At 66.1% G+C, this 19,969-nt stretch carries 18 protein-coding genes and 1 pseudogene; 8 read left to right on the top strand and 11 right to left on the bottom strand.

Annotated elements, in window-relative coordinates; genetic code table 11:
- Positions 1-16: 16 nt before the first annotated feature.
- The 5 genes from J2S97_RS13945 to J2S97_RS13965 are packed head-to-tail and all read left to right on the top strand — an operon-like array spanning position 17 to position 4,936.
- The gene (locus J2S97_RS13945; protein ID WP_028272355.1) at positions 17-946 is read left to right on the top strand and encodes an ABC transporter permease; all 930 of its coding nucleotides are present in this window, start codon (positions 17-19) and stop codon (positions 944-946) included.
- An 8-nt stretch (positions 947-954) separates the two neighbouring features.
- Positions 955-1,965, top strand: coding sequence for an ABC transporter permease (locus tag J2S97_RS13950; protein ID WP_307050398.1), 1,011 nt, complete (start codon positions 955-957; stop codon positions 1,963-1,965).
- Positions 1,962-3,134, top strand: a complete 1,173-nt coding sequence (locus J2S97_RS13955; RefSeq protein WP_307050400.1) for an ABC transporter ATP-binding protein — start codon at positions 1,962-1,964, stop codon at positions 3,132-3,134. Before J2S97_RS13950 ends, J2S97_RS13955 begins: the two co-directional genes overlap by 4 nt.
- Complete coding sequence (locus J2S97_RS13960; RefSeq protein WP_307050402.1) at positions 3,127-4,200, top strand: ABC transporter ATP-binding protein; 1,074 nt, start codon at positions 3,127-3,129, stop codon at positions 4,198-4,200. The genes J2S97_RS13955 and J2S97_RS13960 overlap by 8 nt, the downstream gene beginning before the upstream one ends.
- A 10-nt stretch (positions 4,201-4,210) precedes the next feature.
- Positions 4,211-4,936 carry a sulfite exporter TauE/SafE family protein gene (locus J2S97_RS13965; RefSeq protein ID WP_307050404.1) on the top strand — a complete coding sequence of 242 codons (726 nt, stop codon included), beginning with the start codon at positions 4,211-4,213 and terminating at the stop codon, positions 4,934-4,936.
- A gap of 47 nt (positions 4,937-4,983) precedes the next feature.
- On the opposite strand, the gene J2S97_RS13970 is transcribed toward J2S97_RS13965, so the two are convergent.
- Together J2S97_RS13970 and J2S97_RS13975 are read right to left on the bottom strand one after the other, a co-directional pair.
- Positions 4,984-6,015 carry a 2-hydroxyacid dehydrogenase gene (locus tag J2S97_RS13970; protein ID WP_307050405.1) on the bottom strand — a complete coding sequence of 344 codons (1,032 nt, stop codon included), beginning with the start codon at positions 6,013-6,015 and terminating at the stop codon, positions 4,984-4,986.
- Positions 6,009-7,310 carry a glucarate dehydratase family protein gene (locus tag J2S97_RS13975; protein ID WP_307050407.1) on the bottom strand — a complete coding sequence of 434 codons (1,302 nt, stop codon included), beginning with the start codon at positions 7,308-7,310 and terminating at the stop codon, positions 6,009-6,011. The genes J2S97_RS13970 and J2S97_RS13975 overlap by 7 nt, the downstream gene beginning before the upstream one ends.
- 121 nt (positions 7,311-7,431) lie before the next feature.
- Between J2S97_RS13975 and J2S97_RS13980 the strand changes: the two genes are divergently transcribed.
- Entirely contained in the window at positions 7,432-8,343 is a 912-nt protein-coding gene (locus J2S97_RS13980; protein ID WP_307050409.1) for a LysR family transcriptional regulator, read from the top strand.
- 9 nt (positions 8,344-8,352) lie between these two features.
- Here J2S97_RS13980 and J2S97_RS13985 read toward each other — a convergent pair whose 3' ends face one another.
- From J2S97_RS13985 to J2S97_RS14020, 9 genes and pseudogenes are all read right to left on the bottom strand, one after another.
- Complete coding sequence (locus J2S97_RS13985; RefSeq protein WP_307050410.1) at positions 8,353-9,048, bottom strand: FadR/GntR family transcriptional regulator; 696 nt, start codon at positions 9,046-9,048, stop codon at positions 8,353-8,355.
- Positions 9,049-9,058: 10 nt separating this feature from the next.
- Complete coding sequence (locus tag J2S97_RS13990) at positions 9,059-10,186, bottom strand: L-talarate/galactarate dehydratase (RefSeq protein ID WP_307050412.1); 1,128 nt, start codon at positions 10,184-10,186, stop codon at positions 9,059-9,061.
- Between the two features lie 86 nt (positions 10,187-10,272).
- A complete protein-coding gene (locus J2S97_RS23995) occupies positions 10,273-10,719 on the bottom strand; it encodes an HNH endonuclease signature motif containing protein (protein ID WP_373460564.1) in 447 nt (148 codons plus the stop codon).
- Positions 10,608-12,194: pseudogene (locus J2S97_RS13995) on the bottom strand (DUF222 domain-containing protein); the annotation flags it as partial. The gene J2S97_RS23995 and the pseudogene J2S97_RS13995, both read right to left, overlap by 112 nt.
- A 61-nt stretch (positions 12,195-12,255) precedes the next feature.
- The gene (locus tag J2S97_RS14000) at positions 12,256-13,176 is read right to left on the bottom strand and encodes an AEC family transporter (RefSeq protein WP_307050415.1); all 921 of its coding nucleotides are present in this window, start codon (positions 13,174-13,176) and stop codon (positions 12,256-12,258) included.
- A gap of 142 nt (positions 13,177-13,318) precedes the next feature.
- Positions 13,319-14,647, bottom strand: coding sequence for an enolase C-terminal domain-like protein (locus J2S97_RS14005; RefSeq protein WP_307050416.1), 1,329 nt, complete (start codon positions 14,645-14,647; stop codon positions 13,319-13,321).
- Positions 14,644-16,260, bottom strand: coding sequence for an aldehyde dehydrogenase (NADP(+)) (locus tag J2S97_RS14010; protein WP_307050418.1), 1,617 nt, complete (start codon positions 16,258-16,260; stop codon positions 14,644-14,646). The genes J2S97_RS14005 and J2S97_RS14010 overlap by 4 nt, the downstream gene beginning before the upstream one ends.
- Positions 16,261-16,286: 26 nt before the next feature.
- Positions 16,287-17,201 carry a 5-dehydro-4-deoxyglucarate dehydratase gene (gene kdgD, locus J2S97_RS14015; protein WP_307050420.1) on the bottom strand — a complete coding sequence of 305 codons (915 nt, stop codon included), beginning with the start codon at positions 17,199-17,201 and terminating at the stop codon, positions 16,287-16,289.
- Between the two features lie 139 nt (positions 17,202-17,340).
- Positions 17,341-18,225: a LysR family transcriptional regulator gene (locus J2S97_RS14020; protein WP_307050422.1), complete on the bottom strand. Its 885-nt coding sequence runs from the start codon at positions 18,223-18,225 to the stop codon at positions 17,341-17,343.
- A 143-nt stretch (positions 18,226-18,368) separates the two neighbouring features.
- Between J2S97_RS14020 and J2S97_RS14025 the strand changes: the two genes are divergently transcribed.
- The gene (locus J2S97_RS14025) at positions 18,369-19,373 is read left to right on the top strand and encodes a Bug family tripartite tricarboxylate transporter substrate binding protein (protein ID WP_307050424.1); all 1,005 of its coding nucleotides are present in this window, start codon (positions 18,369-18,371) and stop codon (positions 19,371-19,373) included.
- 5 nt (positions 19,374-19,378) lie between these two features.
- Positions 19,379-19,963 (top strand): tripartite tricarboxylate transporter TctB family protein, encoded by a 585-nt coding sequence (locus J2S97_RS14030; RefSeq protein ID WP_307050426.1) that lies wholly within the window; start codon positions 19,379-19,381, stop codon positions 19,961-19,963.
- Positions 19,964-19,969 lie beyond the last annotated feature (6 nt).

A 19,969-nucleotide genomic window follows, 5' to 3' on the forward strand; every position in this document is an offset into this window, starting at 1 on the left:
GGAGAGAAGGACAACCATGCTGATCTACTTGAGAAAGCGGATCGTCTCCAGCGCTTTGCCGCTGGTGGTGGTGATTGTTGGTGTGTTCGCACTGGCCAGGATGACGGGCAACCCCGCCAGCCTGTACCTCCCGCTGAACGCCACCCAACAGATGCGCGACGACTTCACCGCGCGCAACGGACTGGACCAGCCGCTGCTGGTACAGATGGCCGACTACTTCGGCGGAGTGCTCCGGCTCGACTTCGGACAGTCACTGCGCACCGGCCAGGATGCCGCAGCCATGGCACTGCGCGCCTTCCCGGCTACCTTGCAGCTGGCCGCCACCACCATGGTGCTGGCCGTGCTGCTGGCCCTGGTGGTCGGTTGCTGGGCTGCGCTGAAGCCGAACGGCATCGCGGACCGTATCTCAAGTTTCGTGTCCATGGCTGCCGCTTCGATCCCTGATTTCTGGCTGGCAATCGTTGGCATCTGGGTCTTCGCCATCACCCTGGGCTGGCTTCCGACATCAGGTGTGTCGGGAGCCGGCGCCTGGGTGCTGCCCATCGCCACGTTGCTCCTGCGGCCGTTCGGCGTGTTGGTCCAGATTGTCCGCGGCTCCATGGTCTCGGCCCTCTCGGAGCCCTACATCAAACTGGCCCGCAGCCGCGGGGCAGGCGAACTCCGGGTGGTCACCCACCACGCTCTCCGCAATGCGGCCGCCCCTGCGCTGACGGTGGCCGGCGACCTGACCGTGGGCCTCGTCAACGGCGCCGTGGTGGTGGAGACCATCTTCGGCTGGCCGGGGATCGGAAAGCTCATGATCGATTCGATCCTGCAGCGGGACTTCGCCGTCCTGCAGGCAGCCGTCCTGCTCACCGCCGTCGCGATCTTTGCCCTGAACATCCTCATCGACATGGGGTACGCGCTGCTGGACGCGCGCGTCCGTCCCGTCACGGTTAAGGCTTAGGAGTAGCCATGAAGAGTTCACTGACTGAGGGCTCGACGCCGGAGCAGCTGCCGGTGGCCCACGAACAACAGAACGAAAGGAAGGACGGAAAACAGGACGGAAAACAGGACGGAAAGCTGAGCCTCTTCCGTCTCCTGCTCAGGGACCGCTTCGCCACCGTCTCTGCGCTGATCCTGGTCTTCATCGGCCTGACCGCCCTCGTGGGCCCCTCGCTGATGGGCGATTTGGCCACCAAACAGAATCTGCTGTTCGCCAACAAAGCACCATTTACGCTGGCGTACGGCTGGGAATACTTCCTCGGCAGCGATTCCCTGGGCCGCAGCATGCTGGCCCGGTTGGTCGTGGCGAGCCGGACCACGTTGTCCGTCGCTTTGCCCGCGGTGGCTGTGGCCCTCTTCGTGGGCTCCCTGTGGGGCGTGTGGGCCGGCTATCACAGGGGCTGGCGGGAGAACGTGTCCATGCGCATCGCCGACGTGATCATGAGTTTCCCGTCCCTGCTGCTCGCCGTCGTCGTGCTTTATGTGTTTAGCCCCAGCGCGGCGAACATCGTGCTGATCCTGGCCCTCACCCGCATCCCTATATACCTGCGCACCGCACGCGCCGAATCGGCGGAGCTCCAAAGCCGGACATTTGTTGACGCGGCGCGTACGTTCGGTGCCAAGCCCAATGCGATCATCGTCCGGCATGTCATCCCCGTGGTGCTGCCGACGCTCCTGACGCTGGCCACCCTCGAGTTCTGCTACGTGATGCTCGCCGAGTCCTCGCTGAGCTTCCTGGGCATCGGCATCCAGCCGCCGGACGTCAGCTGGGGCCTGATGGTCTCCCAGGGCCGGCAGTACCTGCAGAGCGCCTGGTGGCTCTCGATCTTCCCCGGCGTTGCCATCGTGGTCACCACCATCGCCGCCAACGTCCTGGCCGCCTGGCTGCGGATCGCCACAGATCCTGCCCAGCGCTGGCGCCTGGCACTTCCCCGCAAGCGGCTGATCGCCCGCATCCCAGCCAAGGAGGCAAAGCCGTGAAAACAGCTACCGACCAAGCGCCCGCCAAACGCTCGCGTGCCGCGGCCGCGGCCGCAGGCGCCGGCACAGCAGCAGGACAGGCGAAGGCACACGACGTCGTCCTGCAGGTCCGCGACCTTGCGGTGGACATCCGCACTCACCGCGGCACAGTGCGCGCCGTAAACAGCGTTGCTTTCGAGGCCCGCGCCGGAGAGACACTGGCGCTGCTCGGGGAATCAGGCTGCGGAAAATCCATGACAGCCAAGGCACTCGCCGGGATCATGGATCCCGTCTGCGACCTGGCCGACGGTGAGATCATCCTGAACGGCACCGACCTCGCCGCGCTAAGCCCCAAGGAACGGCTCAAGTTTGCCGGGCCTGAGCTGGGCATCGTATTCCAGGACGCCCTGACTGCGCTGAACCCCGTCTATACGGTGGGCACGCAACTGGGTGAGGCCTTCCGCATCCACCGCGGCCTCAACGCCAAGGAAGCACGGGTTGAGGCGATTGACCTGATGAAACGCGTCGGAATCCCGGAGCCCGAATCGAGGATCAATTCATACCCGCACCAGTTCTCCGGAGGCATGCGCCAGCGCATCCTCATCGCGATGGCCGTGGCCCTCAACCCGCGCCTGCTGATCGCCGATGAACCCACCACCGCCCTGGACGTCACAGTCCAGGCGCAGATCATGCAGCTCCTGCGGAAGCTCCGGGAGGAGGGCCAAATGGCCGTCATCCTCATTACGCACGACCTTGCGGTGGTGGCCGAGGAAGCCGACTCCGTGGCTGTCATGTACGCCGGGAACGTAGTGGAGAGCGGACCGGTTTCCCAGGTTTTCGCCGACCCGCGCCATCCCTATACCAAGGGGCTGCTCGAATCGGTGCCCGCCCACCTGGAGCGGGGCGCCCAGCTGAAGTCCATCGCAGGCAGCCCGCCCGAGCTCCACGACATTCCCGACGGCTGCGTCTACCAGTCCCGCTGCCCGCTGGTGCAGGACATCTGCCGGGCCGAGCGGCCCGCGCTCCGCCCGGTCGCCGGCACCCCGGTCGCCGGCAACTCCGGAGCTCCTGGTAACGCCGGCACCGGCAATCCCGTCGCCGGAACCCCCGTGAACATCCCTTCCGGCAAGGAGCCGCGGCCTGCCCGCACGGCTGCCTGCCATTTCAGCGAGGAGATCAATAATGTCTGAGCCGCTTCTGAAAATTGACGGGCTGACCAAGACATTCCATGTGGCCAAGAGCGCAAGCGGCAACACGCGGCTCAAGGCCCTGGACGGGATCAGCCTGACGGTGGGCCGGGGGAAGACCCTCGGACTGGTGGGCGAGTCCGGCTGCGGCAAGTCCACGCTGGCGCGGACCCTGATGATGCTGGAATCACCGGATGAAGGGACTGTGAGCTTTGAGGGAACCAACCCCTTCGGGCTTCGTGGCAAGGAGCTGCTGAGCTGGCGGCGGCGCGTGCAGATGGTCTTCCAGGACCCGTTTGCCTCGTTGAACGCCCGGATGAACGCCGGCGACATCATCGCCGAGCCGTGGGCCACCCATCGGGGTCTCTACCCGACATCCAGGGAACGCGAAGCCAGGGTCCGCGAATTGCTGCACATGGTGGGCCTGCGTCCCTCCGATGCACGCAAGTCGCCGCAGGAATTCTCAGGCGGCCAGCGCCAGCGCATCGGAATTGCCCGTGCCCTGGCACTGAACCCGGATGTCATCATCCTCGACGAGCCGGTCTCGGCCCTGGACCTTTCAGTCCAGGCACAGGTCCTGAACCTGCTCAATGAGCTCCAGAAGGAGCTCGGTGTTTCCTACATCTTCATCTCGCACGACCTCACCGTGGTCCGCCATGTGGCGGACCGGGTGGCCGTGATGTATCTCGGACGGATCATCGAGACAGGTGCCACCGAGGAAGTCTTCGACCATCCCCGGCACCCCTACACGGCGGCACTGATGTCGGCTTCCCCGAAGCTGGACGTCAGCGGAACCAAGCGGGACAGGATTGTCCTCCAAGGCGAGCTGCCCTCCCCGCTGGATCCGCCGTCGGGCTGCCGCTTCCGGACACGGTGCTGGAAAGCCCAGGACATCTGCGCTGAAGTGTCGCCGGAACCGCAGGTCCTGGCCGCCCCTGACGGCACGAAGCATGTTGCCGAATGCCATTTTCCGCTCGACTCCATCAAGGGCCTGACCGGCGCCACGGCAGCTGCCACTGCCGGCGCCGCGGCAACCGCGACTGCGGCTGCCGCTGTCCCCGCCCAGTGACGGGCACCGAGTGACTGGTGCGGAGTATGCCGTCATCGCCGGAGTGATCTTCCTGGCCGCATGCCTGCAGGCGTCCAGCGGCTTCGGCATGGGCATGCTGGCGGCGCCGGTGATCGCGATGGTGGATCCGGCGCTGCTTCCGGCCACACTGATCCTATTGGCCCTCCTTGTCACCATCATGGTGACCGTGCGGGAACGGCAAAGCCTGGACCTGCGGGGCACCGGCTGGGCCCTGGTGGGCCGGATTCCGGGGAGTTTCCTTGGTGCGTGGCTGGTGACGGCACTGTCCAGGGAAGGCCTCGCATGGGTGGTGGTGGCCGTCGTGCTGACCGGTCTGGTGCTCGCGGGCCGGGGCTGGGCGCCCCGGCCCGTACGCGCCAACCTGATCGCTGCCGGTGCGGCTTCCGGCATCATGGGTACGGCCACCTCCATCGGCGGCCCGCCCATGGCCTTGGTTTGGCAAGGACATCATGGCCCCCGGCTGCGCGGCACCATGAGCGCCTTCTTTATGGTGGGATCGTCGATTTCGATGGTGATGCTGTGGATGACCGGCGCGGTCACCGCAGAGATTCTTTCCCTGGCGCTGTGGATGGTTCCTGCGGCCGTTGGCGGATACGCGGCATCCCGATTCGTTAATCGTTTCCTCAATGCCGCCCGCCTGAAAACGTTGGCCTTGGGCGCGTCGGCGCTGGGAAGTGCCCTGCTGGTCGGGCAGCTGGTCCTGGCGGCAACGTAGCCGGGAAATTGCTCTGTTGCCGGAGCGGGCTCTGTTGCCGGAGCGGGCTATGTCACGCGAACGGGCCGCGGCACCAGGTTCAGGAGTTCCCCGCCTCGCGCAAGCAGGCCGATGTTGGCGGCGATGTCCGCCGCCCGGTGTTCAAATGTGATGCGTGCATGACCGGAATGGTGCGGGGTCAGTACGGTGTTCTGCAGGGAAGCGAAGGGCAGTTCCGCGGGAGGAACCACACCGTCCGTGGGCGACCCCCACCAGACGTCAAGGCCCGCTCCGGCGATGCGCCGTTCCTTGAGGGCCGCGTACAGGGCTGCCTGGTCCACCACGGGACCGCGTGCGACGTTAATAAGGAACGCTGAGGGTTTCATGGAGGCCAGTTCCGCTGCCCCGATCATCCCCTCTGTGGCGGAATCCAGCGGCACGGTCACCACTACGACGTCGGACGCGGCCAGGAGCCCATGGAGCTCGTGGTTTCCGCCCACCCAGTCGAGGCGGACTCCCTGCGGCAGGGCGGCCGAAGGATTGCGCCGGACAGCGCGGACCTTCATTCCCATCATTCCGGCGACGCGGGCAACCTCGGCACCGATGGAACCCAGGCCCACCAGCCCCAGTGTCAGGTCGGCGAGGACGGGATGGAACGGCACGTCGTCGGCCGTGGCAATGGTCCGCCACTGCCCTTGGCGGATCTCCCGGTCGGCGGCAGCAACATTGCGCGAAAGCATCAGCGTGACCATCAGGACGTGCTCGGCGATGGGCCGAGCGTGATGGAAGGTGTTGGCCACCTGAGCCGACGGCGCCAGATGGGGGAAGGAGATCTTGTCGTAGCCGGCGCCTGTGACATGGACCAGCCGAACGCGGCCTGCAGCCTCCGCTTCCGCGGGGCCGAGGGAGGAGCAAACCACGACGTCGGCGCCCGCCAGGGCGCTAAGCCGGCGTTCGGGGGTCCAAGCCGCAGCCATGTCCCAGTGGTGGGCGCCGCCGTCGGCCCTTAACCGGTCCTCGAAGCGGCTGATGATGGGGTCCGTAACCACGATCTTCAGTGATTCCAGGCCGTCCGAAGCTTGCTTCGCGGCGTTTACCACCGGGGGCTCTGAAGCTCATAGGAGGGGTGGAGCCGCTGCATGTAACCGGTGTCGTCCCGGCTCCTGATTCCGCAGTCCAAGTACTGGCGGTGCAGGCGTTCCAGCGCGTCACGGTCCACTTCGACCCCCAGGCCCGGGCCGGTGGGGACCTTGACGGCGCCGTCCTTGAATGTGAACACGCCGTTGGCAATGACATCCTCCGATGGGTCCTTCCACGGCCAGTGGGTGTCGCACGCGTAGTCGAGGTTGGGGGTTGCAGCAGCCAGATGGACCATGGCGGCGAGGCTGATTCCCAGGTGTGAATTTGAGTGCATGGACAGCCCCAGTCCGAATGTCTCGGTGATGCCGGCCAGGAACTGGGTGCGGCGGAGGCCGCCCCAGAAGTGGTGGTCCGAGAGGATGACATCCACTGCGCCGGCAGCCACGGCAGGCGCCACATCCTCGAAGCTGACCACGCACATGTTCGTCGCGAGGGGCATGTCGACTTCACTGCGCACGGCCGCCATGCCTTCAATGCCGGGGGTGGGGTCCTCGAGGTACTCCAGAACGCCGTGCAGTTCCTTGCCCACGCGGATGGAGGTCTCCACTGTCCAAGCGCCGTTGGGATCGATGCGGAGGGGCAGGTCGGGAAATTCCGCGCGGAGGGCCTGGATGGCCGCGATCTCTTCTTCCGGCGCGAAGACGCCGGCCTTCAGCTTGAGCGCGCTGAAACCGTAGCGGTCCACCATTGTCCGCGCCTGCTTCACAATCCCGGCAGGGTCCAGGGCCGCACCCCAGGCGTCGTCTTCCTGGCCGGGGTGGCCCGCCCACTTGTAGAACAGGTATCCGCTGAACTGCACAGAGTCACGGACGGCGCCGCCGAGGAGGTCGCTGACCGGCCGGCCGAGGAGTTTGCCCTGGATATCCAAGGCTGCGACATCAAACGCGGACAGCACGCGGTCATTGGTGCTCGAACCGGTGACCATGCCGCTCATGCCGTGGCCGCCCTGGATGTTGTCCTGCTGCAGGGCTTGGGCGATCCGGCTGCGCAACCCGTTGATGTTGAAAACGTCTGTCCCGGGCAGGGCCGCTGCTGCGAGCTGGAGCCGGGCAATGTGGCCGGCATCGCCGTACGTTTCACCGAACCCTGAGACGCCAGCGTCCGTCTGGACCTCCACGATGGCCCGCAGCGCGAACGGTTCGTGGACGCCAACGGTGTTCAGGAGTGGCGGGTCCTTGAATGCCACCGGCGTGATGGAGACGCCGGTGATCCTGGCCTGGTTGACGTACTGGGCGGGATCGTATGCCTGGTCCACTGCGCTGTGCTCCTTGGTTGGCTCGGGGGTTGATTTACCTGCTCCGTTCACCGACCATAAGGGGAGTCATCGATCCAAGTCCAAGCTAATTTGTGCACTCAACAATTCAGTAAAGGTATGAATGTTCTCCCTATCCCAGTTAGAAGCGTTCGTGGCCGTCGCTGAAGAGCTCCACTTCGGCGCAGCCGCTGAGCGGCTCAACATGACTCAGCCGCCGCTGAGCCGGCAGATCCAGATGCTCGAGAAGAAGCTGGGAACCCAGCTCTTCGGCCGCACCAGCAGGAAAGTGGAGCTGACCGCCGCTGGTGCCACCCTGCTTCCGAGGGCACGGCAGATCCTGGACATGTGTATCAAGACTGACCTCGATGTCCGCAGGGTGTCCTCCGGTGAAGCAGGGGCCATCACGGTCGGCTACACGGCCATAGCGGGGCAGAGTGCACTGCCCCTGATGCTGCGGCGCGCTGCGGAGGGGATGCCGGGAGTGTCCTTTGTGCTCCGGGAACTGGTCTCAACCGACCAAATGGACGGACTGGTGAAGGGCAATGTGGACATCGGCCTGCTGCGGCCCATCGTCGCCCGGCCCGGCGTAGTGTCCCGGCCCCTCATGCAGGACCGTCTGGTGGTGGCGCTGCCCGAAGGGAGTTCACTGCTGGGCAACATGGCGGCGCCTAAGGGGGAGCCGCTGCCGCTTGGGTCGCTGGACCGGCTGCCGTTGCTGATGTATTCCACCAAGGAGGCCCGGTATTTCCACGACCTGGTGCTCCGGCTGTTCGCCAGCGCCGGAGCCCATGCCAACATCACCCAGTATGCCAGCCAGGTGCCGGCTCTTCTGGCCTTTGTCCAGGCTGGCCTGGGGGTGACCCTTGTCCCCGCCTCGGCCATGGCTTTTGCCCCCGCGGGAGTGGAATTCCACGAGATCGACGGACGGCACGGCATCCAGGAGCTGAACCGGGTGGACCTCGAGTTGGCGTGGAACGAAGAAACGGCCAACCCCGCCGTCCTGCGGCTTCTCAGGTTAATCGAGACGTTCTGACCGGCACGCCTACTGGCGTCCGGCCCGGAGCCGCCGCCTCGAGTTGGCCAGGTGGCTGCGCATGGCAGCCGACGACGACGGTTCGTCGCCTTCCGCGATGGCCGCATAGATGGACTCGTGCTCGTGGACCACCTGTTCGAAGTGGTCGCGGGCGTAGTGTTCGACGCCGGTCATTAGCCGAGTGCGGGGCATGGCGATCATTGTCTGGCCCAGCGACACGAGGCAGTCCGAGTAAAACGGGTTTCCTGACGCCGCGGCGATTGCCTTGTGGAATTCGTAGTCGGACTTCATGGCATGCGCCGGGTGGTCGCCGCTTGCGGTGAACTCTTCCAAGGCGTTAAGCACGGCCTTCAGTTGCCGGTCCGTCCGGTTGCGGGCAGCCAGGGCGGCGGCCTCGGTCTCGACGCCGATGCGGAACTCCAGCAGGTGCAGCCGGTCCTCCATGCTGGCCACCGGCCGGCCTCCCGGCGCTGGCGGATCGCCGTGCGGGGGCGGGGTCAGCGCGAAGCTGCCCCGCCCGCGTTCGGTTTCCACGAGTCCTTCGGCCTGCAGCCGGGTCAGGGCGGCCCGGACTACGGTGCGGCTGACGCCGAACTCCCCGATCAGTGTGTTTTCGCTCGGAAGCTTGTCGCCGGGCTGGATGACGCCGTCAACGATGCGTGTGCGAAGATCGGCGGCGAGGTCCGCGGTCAGGTTCCGGCTCATGCGTTCAAGGTTACGCGCCGAACTCCACGGACTCGGTGGTCCAGGCGCGGGCCTGGTCACTGAGGGTCACGCCAAGGCCCGGGCGGTCCGGAACCAGCATACGGCCGTTCTTGGTTTCGAGGCGTTCGTTGAACAGCGGGTCCAGCCAGTCGAAGTGCTCCACCCACGGTTCGCGCGGGTAGGCGGCGGCGAGATGAAGGTGGATCTCCATGGCGAAGTGCGGCGCGAGTCCCAGTCCCCGCTCGTCCGCCAGAGCGGCAAGGCGCAGGAACTGGGTGATGCCGCCTACGCGGGGTGCGTCGGGCTGGATGATGTCGCAGCCGTTGGCGTTGATGAGGCCCTTGTGCTCGGCGACGGAGGCCAGCATCTCGCCGGTGGCGATGGGGGTGTCAAGGACGTTGGCCAGGTGGGCGTGGCCTTCGAAGTCGTAGGCGTCCAGCGGCTCTTCGATCCAGATGAGGTTGAACTCCTCCAGTTGCCGGCCCATCCGCAGGGCGGTGGCGCGGTCCCACTGCTGGTTGGCATCCACCATGAGCGGCACGTCCCAGCCGATGTGTTCGCGGATTCCGGCGACGCGGTGCAGGTCCTCTTTGCTGTCCGGGAGGCCGACCTTGATCTTGATGCCGCCGATCCCTTCATCGATGGACTGGGTGGCGCGTGCCTTGACCTCGTCAAGTGAAGCGTTGAGGAAGCCGCCGGACGTGTTGTAGGTCTGGACGGAGTCGCGGTAGGAACCCAGGAGCTTGGCCAGCGGCAGGCCGGCGCGCTTGGCCTTGAGGTCATAGAGGGCGATGTCGATGGCGGCGAGTGCCTGGGTGGCTACACCGGAGCGGCCCACGGAAGCACCGGCCCAGAGGAGCTTGGTGTAGATCTTGCCGATGTCGTTGGGGTCCTCGCCGATGATGCCCTCGGCCACCTCCTTGGCGTGCGCGTACTGGGCGGGTCCGCCTGCGCGCTTGGAGTAGCTGAAGCCGATGCCGCTGTGTCCCTGCTCCGTGGTGATTTCTGCGAAGAGGAAGGCCACCTCCGTCATGGGCTTCTGGCGGCCGGTGAACACCTTGGCGTCACTGATCGGCACGGCCAGAGGGAGTCTCGCAGTGGAAAGTTTTACGTGGCGGATGAGGTCTACGGTGCTCATGAGTGCTCCTTGAAAGCAGGACGTCCGGGCTACATTGCCCTCCTACTTAGCGTACAAGTTATAAACTTGTATTACAAGTGTCGACCTCATGTTCGATCGTGGTTGCGGCGTGGTTTTTGGTGTGGGTCGATGTGGGGTGGCGGGATGAACCAGGGGATGCCGGTTTTGACCTGGATGGTCCAGTTTTCTTTGTGGATGAGGTGGTGGTGATGGGAGCAGAGGAAAGTTCCGTTGTCGGTGCCGGTGGGTCCGCCGTGTGACCAGTAGGTGATGTGGTGGGCTTCGCACCAGGTGGCGGGGATGGTGCAGGCGGGGAACGCGCAGCCCTGGTCGCGGGCGGTGATGGCTTTGCGGATGTGCGGGGGGAAAATCCTTGTGAAGTGCGGCCGATGTCCAGGATGCGGCCTTCGCTGCCGAGCAGGACGGGGATGATGTCGGCGTCGCAGGCGATCTTCCGGACCGTGGAGGCCGGAATGGGTCCGGTGAACGTGAACGACCCGGTGCCCGGGATGCCGGGGATGCTCGCCGGGAATCCGCCGATGGAGGGGCTGTCGTTGGTACTTGTTCCGGTGCCTGCGGCCGGGGTGCGGTGGCGGGGTCCTTGGGCGGTGGTGTGCTCGAGGCGGTCCAGGAGGTCGCGGTAGTCGATGGTGACCATGACCTGCGGGCGGAGTCCTCCCGCGGCCGGGAGTGCGCCGGTGGTCAGGGCCGCTTTGCAGGCGCCGACGAGGCCGTCCAGGAGCCGCTGCGGCCGGGTCCGCCGGTCCAGATCCTGGCCCTGAACCAGGTCCAGGTCCTGGTCCTGGGCAGCTTCTCTGCTGGCGGCCGCGTCCGGGCCTTCGCTGGTGTCCTGCCTGGCGGTTCCGTCTGCTCGGGTACCGCCGCCCTCCGCGTTGGCGCCGTCGGTGCCGCCTGCCCGGGTGCGGGGGTTGGTGGCGGTGTTCATCACGGTCAGCAGTGATTCGTACTGGTCCGGGGTGGCGAAGATTTCCAGATGGTGGAGTCCGCGGCGGGCGCGGCGGAGGAATACGCCCTGCCGGCGGTGGAGTTCCTCTTCGGAGGGTTCGGATCCGTCCTGGTCGATCGCGTCGGTCCATTGCCGGGCGACGCGGGTGAGGAAGTCCGTGTCGTTTTCGGCCGCGGTGCGGGTCAGGGCATGTTCCATCCGGGCAGTGGTGTCCTCGTCGGCGTGGTGCCGGACCCGCTCCAGGGCAAGGGTGATGATGGTCGCGGGCCGGGACGCGACGGTCCCGGCGGTAACAGCGGCGGCGAGTTCGGGCCGCACCGTAGGCCCGGTGTGACCGGCGAACCCGGCACGGGGCAGCAGATCGGCCGCGAGAGCCATCCTGCGCCGGGCCTCGGCGACACTGATCCGCAGCCTGGACCGGAGGAACTCCGCAGCGTTCCGGCACCCGTCATCGGCAGGGTCCGGTCCCGCAACGGTTGACGCTTGGCCGGCGGCGGCCGGCGCCTGGGGCGAAGCGGCCGTCTCGGCCTTTTCGCCCGATTCGGCCGTTTCGGTCGTTTCTGCGCCCCATCCCGTGACCCAGCCGGCAGCCCGGCCAGCCCCGCCCGAGCCCGCTGACCCCGCCGCTCCTGAGCCGACTGCGGCCGAGCGCGCTGCCGCTGCGGCTTCACGCCGGGTCCGGTCCACTGCCCCGGCCGCGACGATCTGCAGGTATTCGACTACCCGGGAGACTTCCTCGACGTGGCCGGCGAAGTCCGCAGCCTCGCGGAAGCTCAACAGCGCGGCGTCCTCGGCCGCCGTCGAACCGATCCCCTTGAGCAGCTCAAGGCTCCTGGCGAGATCACCGGACCCGCCGCCGTCGGACGCTGCTTCAAGTGGATGCTGGCGTCCCGCAGGGACACTGCGAAGGCCGCGGACGCGCGCGTTAAACGGTTGAGGAGCCGGCGGTTGAACAGCAGGAGGCTGAACAGCGGAACCGGCAGCGGGCAGTTTGGCCCACCGCAATGCCCCTCCTGCTGCAGAATCCCCCACGGCTTCCATGAACTAAGTCTGCCGCGGGGGTATGACAGTAAGGCCGCCCCGGAGACACTGAACCAAGGAGCTAGTGAACCAACCAGGCGACCACGAGCAGCGCGCCGATGCTCAACAGCGTGGTGCAGAGGATCACGTCGCGCGCAACGGTCATTCCTCGGCCGTAGGGTGACGCGAAAAGGAACACGTTCTGGGCAGTGGGCAGCGCAGCCATGATGACGCTCGCCAGCAGGTGCTGCCCCTCCAGCCCGAAGACGAAGCGGCCCAGGACCCACACAACGAGCGGCATCCCGGCAATCTTCAGGAACGTGGCCACGAGGGTTTCAGTGCGGCCGTCACCCTTCTGCAGCGGGGCCCGCCCGGCGAGTGACAGTCCGAAGGCAAGCAGCACCATCGGAACGGCTCCACCGGCCAGCATGTCGATGGGCTTCTGCAGCAGCTCAGGGGCGGTCCAGCCCGTCAGTGCGACGGCGGCGCCCAGGCCGGAGGCGATGATCATCGGGTTGGCGAAGGGCTGAAGAAGAAGCTTCTTCCAGGAGATTTTGGAGCCGGAGGCCACGCCCAGCACCGTGAGGTAGAAGGGCGCCATCACCAGGATCTGCACGAGGAGCACGGGCGCAACGTGCTGTGCCGTGCCCACGGCGTAGAGGGACACCGGGATGCCGATGTTGTTCGCGTTCGCATAGCTGCTGGCCATGGCGCCCACCGCAGTTTCGGCTGCCGGGCGGCGGAAGAACAGGAAGCTTGCCAGGCAATAAAGGAGCCCCACTATCGCTGCCGAGAGCAGCGCCAGCGGGGCGTCCGTCCCGAGTGCGGCCCGGATATCGCTGCCGGCAACCACTGTGAACAGCAGTGCCGGATTGGTGACGTAGTAGGCGGTGCGGGTCAGGGCGCCCTGTATTTCAGGCCCCAGAATCCGGAGCCTGGCTGCCAAATAGCCCACGGCAATGACGGCGGAGATGATCAGTATTCCGGAGACAACGCCGCCCAAAATGCGCCCTTCTATTTAGCTGTCTATTTAGGTGTTGCATGAATCGTAAGCACCACCGAGGTGGGTTTCCGCACGGCCGTCTCCCTGTTGCGGGGGGGGGAGGGCCGGCCGTGCGGAAGTTGGGACCTGGGCGAACCAGGAGTTAGCGCACCAGGCAGGGGCGCTTCGGATCGAAGGCCCAGCCGTCGATGTAGTACTGCATGCCGATGCTGTCGTCGCGGGCATCCAGGCCGCGCTCCAAGTACAGCTGGTGTGCTTTGTCCAGGGCATCGCGGTCCAGCTCGATGCCCAGCCCGGGAACGTTCGGAACCTCGATGGCGCCGTCCTTGATCTGCAGCGGTTCCTTGGTGAGCCCCTGCCCGTCCTGCCAGATCCAATGCGTGTCCAGCGCGGTGATCTCGCCCGGTGCGGCTGCCCCGGTGTGCGTGAACATGGCCAGCGAAATATCGAAGTGGTTGTTCGAGTGCGAGCCCCAGGTGAGCCCGAATTCATGGCACAGCTGCGCCACCCGGACAGAACCGTGCATGGTCCAGAAGTGGGGGTCCGCCAGGGGAATGTCAACGGCGTTGCTGCGGATGGCGTGGGACATTTCGCGCCAGTCCGTGGCAATCATGTTGGTGGCAGTCTTTAGCCCGGTGGCGCGGCGGAACTCCGCCATCACTTCGCGCCCGGAGAAGCGCCCTTCGGCGCCGCAGGGGTCCTCGGCGTAGGCCACCACGCCCTGCATCCGCTTGCCCAGCCGGATGGCTTCGTCCAGCAGCCATCCGCCGTTCGGGTCGAGGGTGACCCTGGCCTCGGGGAAGCGCTTGGCCAGTGCGGTGACGACGTCCACCTCGTCGTCGCCGGACAGCACGCCGCCCTTCAGCTTGAAGTCGGTGAACCCGTAGCGTTCCTGCGCGGCTTCCGCCAACGCAACCACCGCTGCAGGTGTCATGGCCTCCTGCCGCCGCAGCCTCTCCCAGCGGTCTGCCGGGGCATCCTCCACGAGGTACGGCAGATCCGTCCGCCGGCGGTCGCCGATGAAGAAGAGGTAGCCGAGCATGGGGACCGAACTGCGCTGCTGCCCGTCGCCGAGCAGTTCCGCGACCGGGACGCCCAGGAACTGGCCGTGGAGGTCCAGCAGGGCCGATTCGACGGCGGTGACGGCGTGGACGGTGGTGCGGAGGTCGAAGGTCTGCAGCCCGCGGCCGCCCGCGTCACGGTCTGCGAACTCCGCCGCGATCTCGCGCAGCAGGGAACGGTAGCGGGCCACCGGCTTGCCGGAGATGAAGGCCCCGGCTTCCTCGATGGTGGTGCGGATCTTCTCGCCACCGGGGACCTCGCCGAGGCCGGAGCGGCCGTCCGAGTCGGTAATGATCACCACGTTGCGGGTGAAGAATGGTCCGTGTGCGCCGCTGAGGTTCATCAGCATGCTGTCGTAGCCCGCGACAGGAACTACCTCAACCTTGGCGATCGTGGGCTGGGTGCTCATGCGTTGACCTCGTCCTTTGCGTCGGCTGCGGCTTCGACCGTTCCGTCGATCCGGCGGTTCAGGTGCCAGGGGTTGGCGTCCTGGAGCGGTGATGGAAGCAGTTCCTGGGGCAGGTTCTGGTAGGCCACCGGCCGCAGGAAACGGTTGATCGCCAGTGTTCCCACGGAGGTGGTCCTGGTGTCGGAGGTTGCGGGGAAGGGGCCGCCGTGGACCATGGCGTGGCCCACTTCGACGCCGGTGGGCCAGCCGTTGACGATGATCCGCCCCACCTTCTGCTCGAGCGCAGGGATGAGCTGGGCCGCCGTCGGGTAGTCCTCTTCGGTGAGCTGCAGGGACGCGGTGAGCTGGCCCTCGAGCCGGTTGGTGGCCGCGACCAGTTCTTCCACGGTGCTGTAGCGGATGACGAGGGACGCGGCGCCGAAGATCTCGGCGTGCAGCACGTGGTTGCTGACAAAATCGGCGATGTCGGTCCCGAAGATGGTCGGCGCCGGAGCGTTTTCGGTGGGACCGGCCGAGCCCTGGCCGACGACGGTCACGTTGTCGGCGGATCCGAGCGCTGTGGCGCCGGCGTTCCAGGACGCGGCGATGCCTTCGGTCAGCATGGTCTGGCCGGCACAGGCGGATACTGCCCGTCCGACGGCGGCAGCCAGTTTGTCGCCTGCTTCGCCGGCCGGGGCGAACAGCAGTCCGGGGGACGTGCAGAGCTGTCCGGAGCTGCCGGTGACAGCGGTGACGTACTGCTGCGCCAGTGCATCAATTTGTTCGGCGGAGCCGTTCAGGGCGCCGGGGAAGACGAAGACCGGGTTGAGCGAGGACATTTCCGCGTAGACCGGGATGGGCTCCGGGCGTGCCGCCGCGGTGCGCATGAGGGCGATACCGGCGCTCTGGGAGCCGGTGAAGCCCACGGCCTTGATGGCCGGGTCCGCCACAAGGGCCTGGCCGATGCTGGCGCCGGGGCCGTAGATCAAGGAGAAGACGCCGGGGTGGAGCCCGGAGTCACGGACGGCCTTAGCGATGGCCTGGCCGACGAGCTCACTGGTGCCAGGGTGGGCGTTGTGGGCCTTAAAGACCACGGGACAGCCGGCCGCGAGGGCCGAGGCGGTGTCCCCTCCCGCCGTCGAGAAGGCCAGCGGGAAGTTGCTGGCGCCGAAGACAGCCACCGGACCCAGCGGGATCTGGCGCTGGCGGATGTCGGCGCGGGGGAGTGGCGTGCGCTCCGGCATGGCCGGGTCGATGCGGACGCCGCGGAAGTCGCCCTGGCGGACCACGGAGGCGAACAGGCGGAGCTGACCGGTGGTGCGGGCACGTTCGCCCTGCAGCCGGGCGGCGGGAAGGCCTGTCTCCTGGCCGGCCCGGATGATGAGCTCGTCGCCGATGGCCTCGATGTTGCTGGCGATGGCTTCCAGGAAGCCGGCGTGCGTCTCGGGATCGAGGGTGCTGAATGACGCGTACGCCTCGGCGGCCGCAGCAGTGGCGGTCTTGAGCTGCTCTTCGGTGAGCAGGGTGTACGCAGGTTCAAGCTGTTCGTTGCTCGCGGGGTTGAAGCCAAAGGCTGTCTTGCCTTCGCCTGCGACGGCCTGCCCTGCGATGAGGGAATGTCCGGTGAGTGTCACTGTGGTTACTCCTAAGAGATGGTGGATCAGGAGACGGTGGCGATGAGTGCTTTGAGGTCGGCAAGGTCCTGCGGTGCCAGGTTCTGCAGCGGCGGGCGGACTCCTCCGGCCGAGCGGCCGATGGCGTCCAGGCCGCCCTTGACGATGGACACGGAGTAGCCCTTGACCCTGTCGCGGATGTCCAGGTACGGGATCACGAAGTCGTTGAGCTTTTTGTTGACGGCGACGCGGTCGTGGTTGCGCACGTCCTGGTAGAAGTCCAGGGCGAACTGCGGGACGAAGTTGTACATGGCGCTGGAGTAGGTGCTCATGCCCAGCTGCAGCAACGGCAGGGCGAAGGTTTCCGCGGTGGGCAGGCCGCCGAGGTAGAACAGCCGGTCGCCGAGCTTGGCGTAAACGCGGGCGTCGTGTTCGAGGTCGCCCACACCGTCCTTGAAGCCGATCAGGTTCTCGTGACGGTCGGCCAGGGTGGCTACGGTGGTGTCCTTGTAGATCGCGTTGGCGCGGTTGTAGATGATGACGCCGAGCGAGGTGGAGCTGCAGACCGCGCTGACGTGGTCAATCAGGCCGCCTTGGTCAGCTTCGGTCAGGTAGGGCGGCAGGAGCAGGATGCCGTCGGCGCCGGCTGCTTCGGCGGCCTGGGCGTTTTCGATGGCCTGGGCGGTGGAACCTCCGGCCGAGGCAAGGACGGGAACGATGTTCCCCACTTCCTCGACGGCGGCGCGGACCACGCGGGCCGATTCGGCCGGTGTGAGGGAGAAGCCCTCGCCTGTGCCGCCGGCGGCGAAGAGGCCTGCCACCGGGAAGCTGGCCTGCCAAGCCAGGTGCTTGCGGTAGTTCTCCTCGTCGAACTGGAGCTGCGAGTCGAACGAGGTCACCGGGAAGGAGAGCAGCCCGTCTTTGAGAACGCTGGCAAGTTCCTGGGGTGAATGTTTGGCCACGATGAGTCCTCCATGTCGGTGCCGCGTCGATGCGGCAGTTGATGTCTTCTCCTTCAGCCTAGGGAGCCTGATGATGCATGTCTAAGTTCATTTTTGTATGCATTGATACCATCCGTGCATCGCGTGCCCTGTAGCCGCGTCAGTTCTCCTGGAAGTCCAAAGACCTCAACGCCCGGGCGAGTGCAGGGTTGGTGATGGTGCGGTTCCAGATGGCGTGCAGTTCCACGGGATCGTCGACGCTGCTTTTCAACGGAAGGAATTCGACGCCGTGGACGCCCAACAAGGTTGCCGAGTGAGGCACGAATGCGACACCCCGCTTGGCGGCGACCAAGGACACCATGGTGAGAATCTGGCTGACGGTGTGGACCACGTTTGCATGCTGGATGGCGATCATCCGGACCACGAGGTCGTAGAAATACCGTGCCTGGGTTGATGAGTGCATGATGAGCGGCTCGTCCCGGAGATCCTGTTCGGTGACGTCCCTGCTGAGGTCCGCCAATGCGTGGCCGGACGGCACTGCCAGCACCATCGCTTCGCGGTACAGCAGATGGGAATCGAAGACCTCGTTGTCAAAGGGTGGCCGGGCAAGGCCGAGGTCGAGTTCGCCGGACTGCAGCCCGGCGATCTGCTCGCCGGTGACCAACTCCTGCAGGTCGATGTCGACGTCGGGGAGGGTGGCTGCGATTTCCTCCAGGAGGGGGCCGAGGATGCTGAAGCCGCTGGCTGCCGTGAAGCCGATCCGCAGCAGGCCCGATCGCCCGGAGGCGATCCGCCTGGCTGTAATGGGGGCGCGGTCCGCCAGTGCCATCAGCCGGCGGGCTTCGTCCAAAAAGGCCCGGCCTGCGGCCGTGAGCTGTACCTTCCGGTTGTCGCGTTCCAGTAGTTCTGCCCCCACCGCTTTTTCCAGCTTCTGGATTTGGCGGCTCAGGGGCGGCTGCGTCATGTTGAGGCGTTCGGCAGCTCGCCCGAAGTGGAGTTCCTCCGCTACGGCAATGAATCCTGCAAGCTGGTCAAAAGTAAACATGATGCCTTCCGGGTATCACTCGATGCATATTCGGGCTTAGACATGCATCATAGTGGCTTCTTACACTCGATACAGCTAACCGGCCGTGATCCGGTTCACAAACGCCCGGGGCAGATGCCCCACAGTGCTAACGAGGAGTTCCAATGATGCACTTCCCCACCCGCCGAGCCGTTCTCGGGACGGCTTCGGCCATTACGCTATTGGCCCTGACTGCCTGCGGCAACGTTGCCGGCGGAGGCACGGCCGATTCATCCAAATACCCGTCAGGACCCGTCAACCTCTCCGTTGGCCAGGCCGCCGGCGGAAGTACTGACCTAATCGCCCGCGCCCTGGCCGAAGGTGCTTCCAAGACCCTCGGCCAGCCGATGCCCGTGGTGAACAAGCCCGGGGCCAACGGTGCCCTGGCCACCAAGGAAGTGGCCGGCAAGCCCGCAGACGGCCAGGAGCTGGTCCTGCTCAACGCCTCTTTGATCACCATCACTCCGTTGGCAGTCTCCGCCGATGAAGCCGTGAACATTGATGACCTGGACATCATTGCCGGCCTGTCCCAAGACGACTACGTCCTGGTGGCCAGCACCCAGTCCGGGTTCAAGACGTTCAAGGATGTGGCCGACGCCGGACGCAACGTCACCTTCGGTACCACGGGCGTCGGCACCGGCAGCCAGCTGGCCCAGACTGTGCTCTTCAAGCAGGCCGACGTCAAAGGCACGGACATCCCCTTTGACAGCGGCAAGCCAGCCCTCACGGCCGTCCTCGGCAACCAGGTTGAGCTCGCCACCATCCAGCTCGGCGAAGCGATGCCGCAGATCGAGGCCGGAAAGGTGGCGCCGCTCCTTGTCTTTTCGGAGGAGCGCACCAGCTTCCTGCCCGATACGCCCACGGCAAAGGAAGCCGGCTACGACGTCCCGGTTGCGCAGTACCGCGCCGTGGCCGCCCCGAAGGGCACTCCGCAGGAAGTCAAGGACAAGCTGCTCGCAGCGTTCCAGGAAACCTTCAAGTCGGACGCCTACAAGGAGTTCAACAAAAAGAACCTGCTGACGCCCAAGGAAATCTCCGGTGAGGAAGTGGTCACCGAGTGGAAGGCCTACGCGGCGAAGTACAAGGAGCTGGTGGAGAAGTACGACATCAGCCTCAGCGGAAACAAGTGACTCCTGTGACAGGAACACCCGCAGCACCCGCCGGAGGCAGCAGCGAGAGCGCTGCCTCCGGCGGGGATGCCCCCCGCTCGCTCCCTGACGACGTCCTGGATGACCTGACGCCGGAGCAGCTTGCGGCGCAATGGGAAGAGGAGAAGCCGCCGGCTGCCGGCCCCCTTGCCAACGCGGCATCCTCCCTGGTGGTGCTCGGCGTCGGCATCGGTGCAATGGTCCTGTCCATCGCGATGGGCCTGGGCACTCCGTCAGCACCGCAGCCCGGGCTGTGGCCCTTCATCATCAGCTGCGTCATGGTGGCCCTGGGCCTGTTCCAGCTCATTGCGGGGCGCCACAACAGGGACGCGGAGAAGTTCACCCGCATGTCCGCTGCCCCACTGACCGGCCTGGTCAGCCTCGCCGCCATGGTGGCCCTGATGCCGCTGATCGGCTTTGAACTGCCCGCACTGGTGCTCTGCATCATCTGGATGCGTTTCCTGGGCGGCGAGACCTGGCGGTCAACGCTGCTCATCAGCACCATCGTCGTCGCGGCGTTCTACGGCATCTTTGTCCTGGCGCTCGGCACCTCCGTCCCCCACCTCTTCTAGGAGACC

This window comes from Arthrobacter oryzae, from assembly GCF_030812315.1.
GTDB lineage: Bacteria > Actinomycetota > Actinomycetes > Actinomycetales > Micrococcaceae > Arthrobacter > Arthrobacter oryzae_B.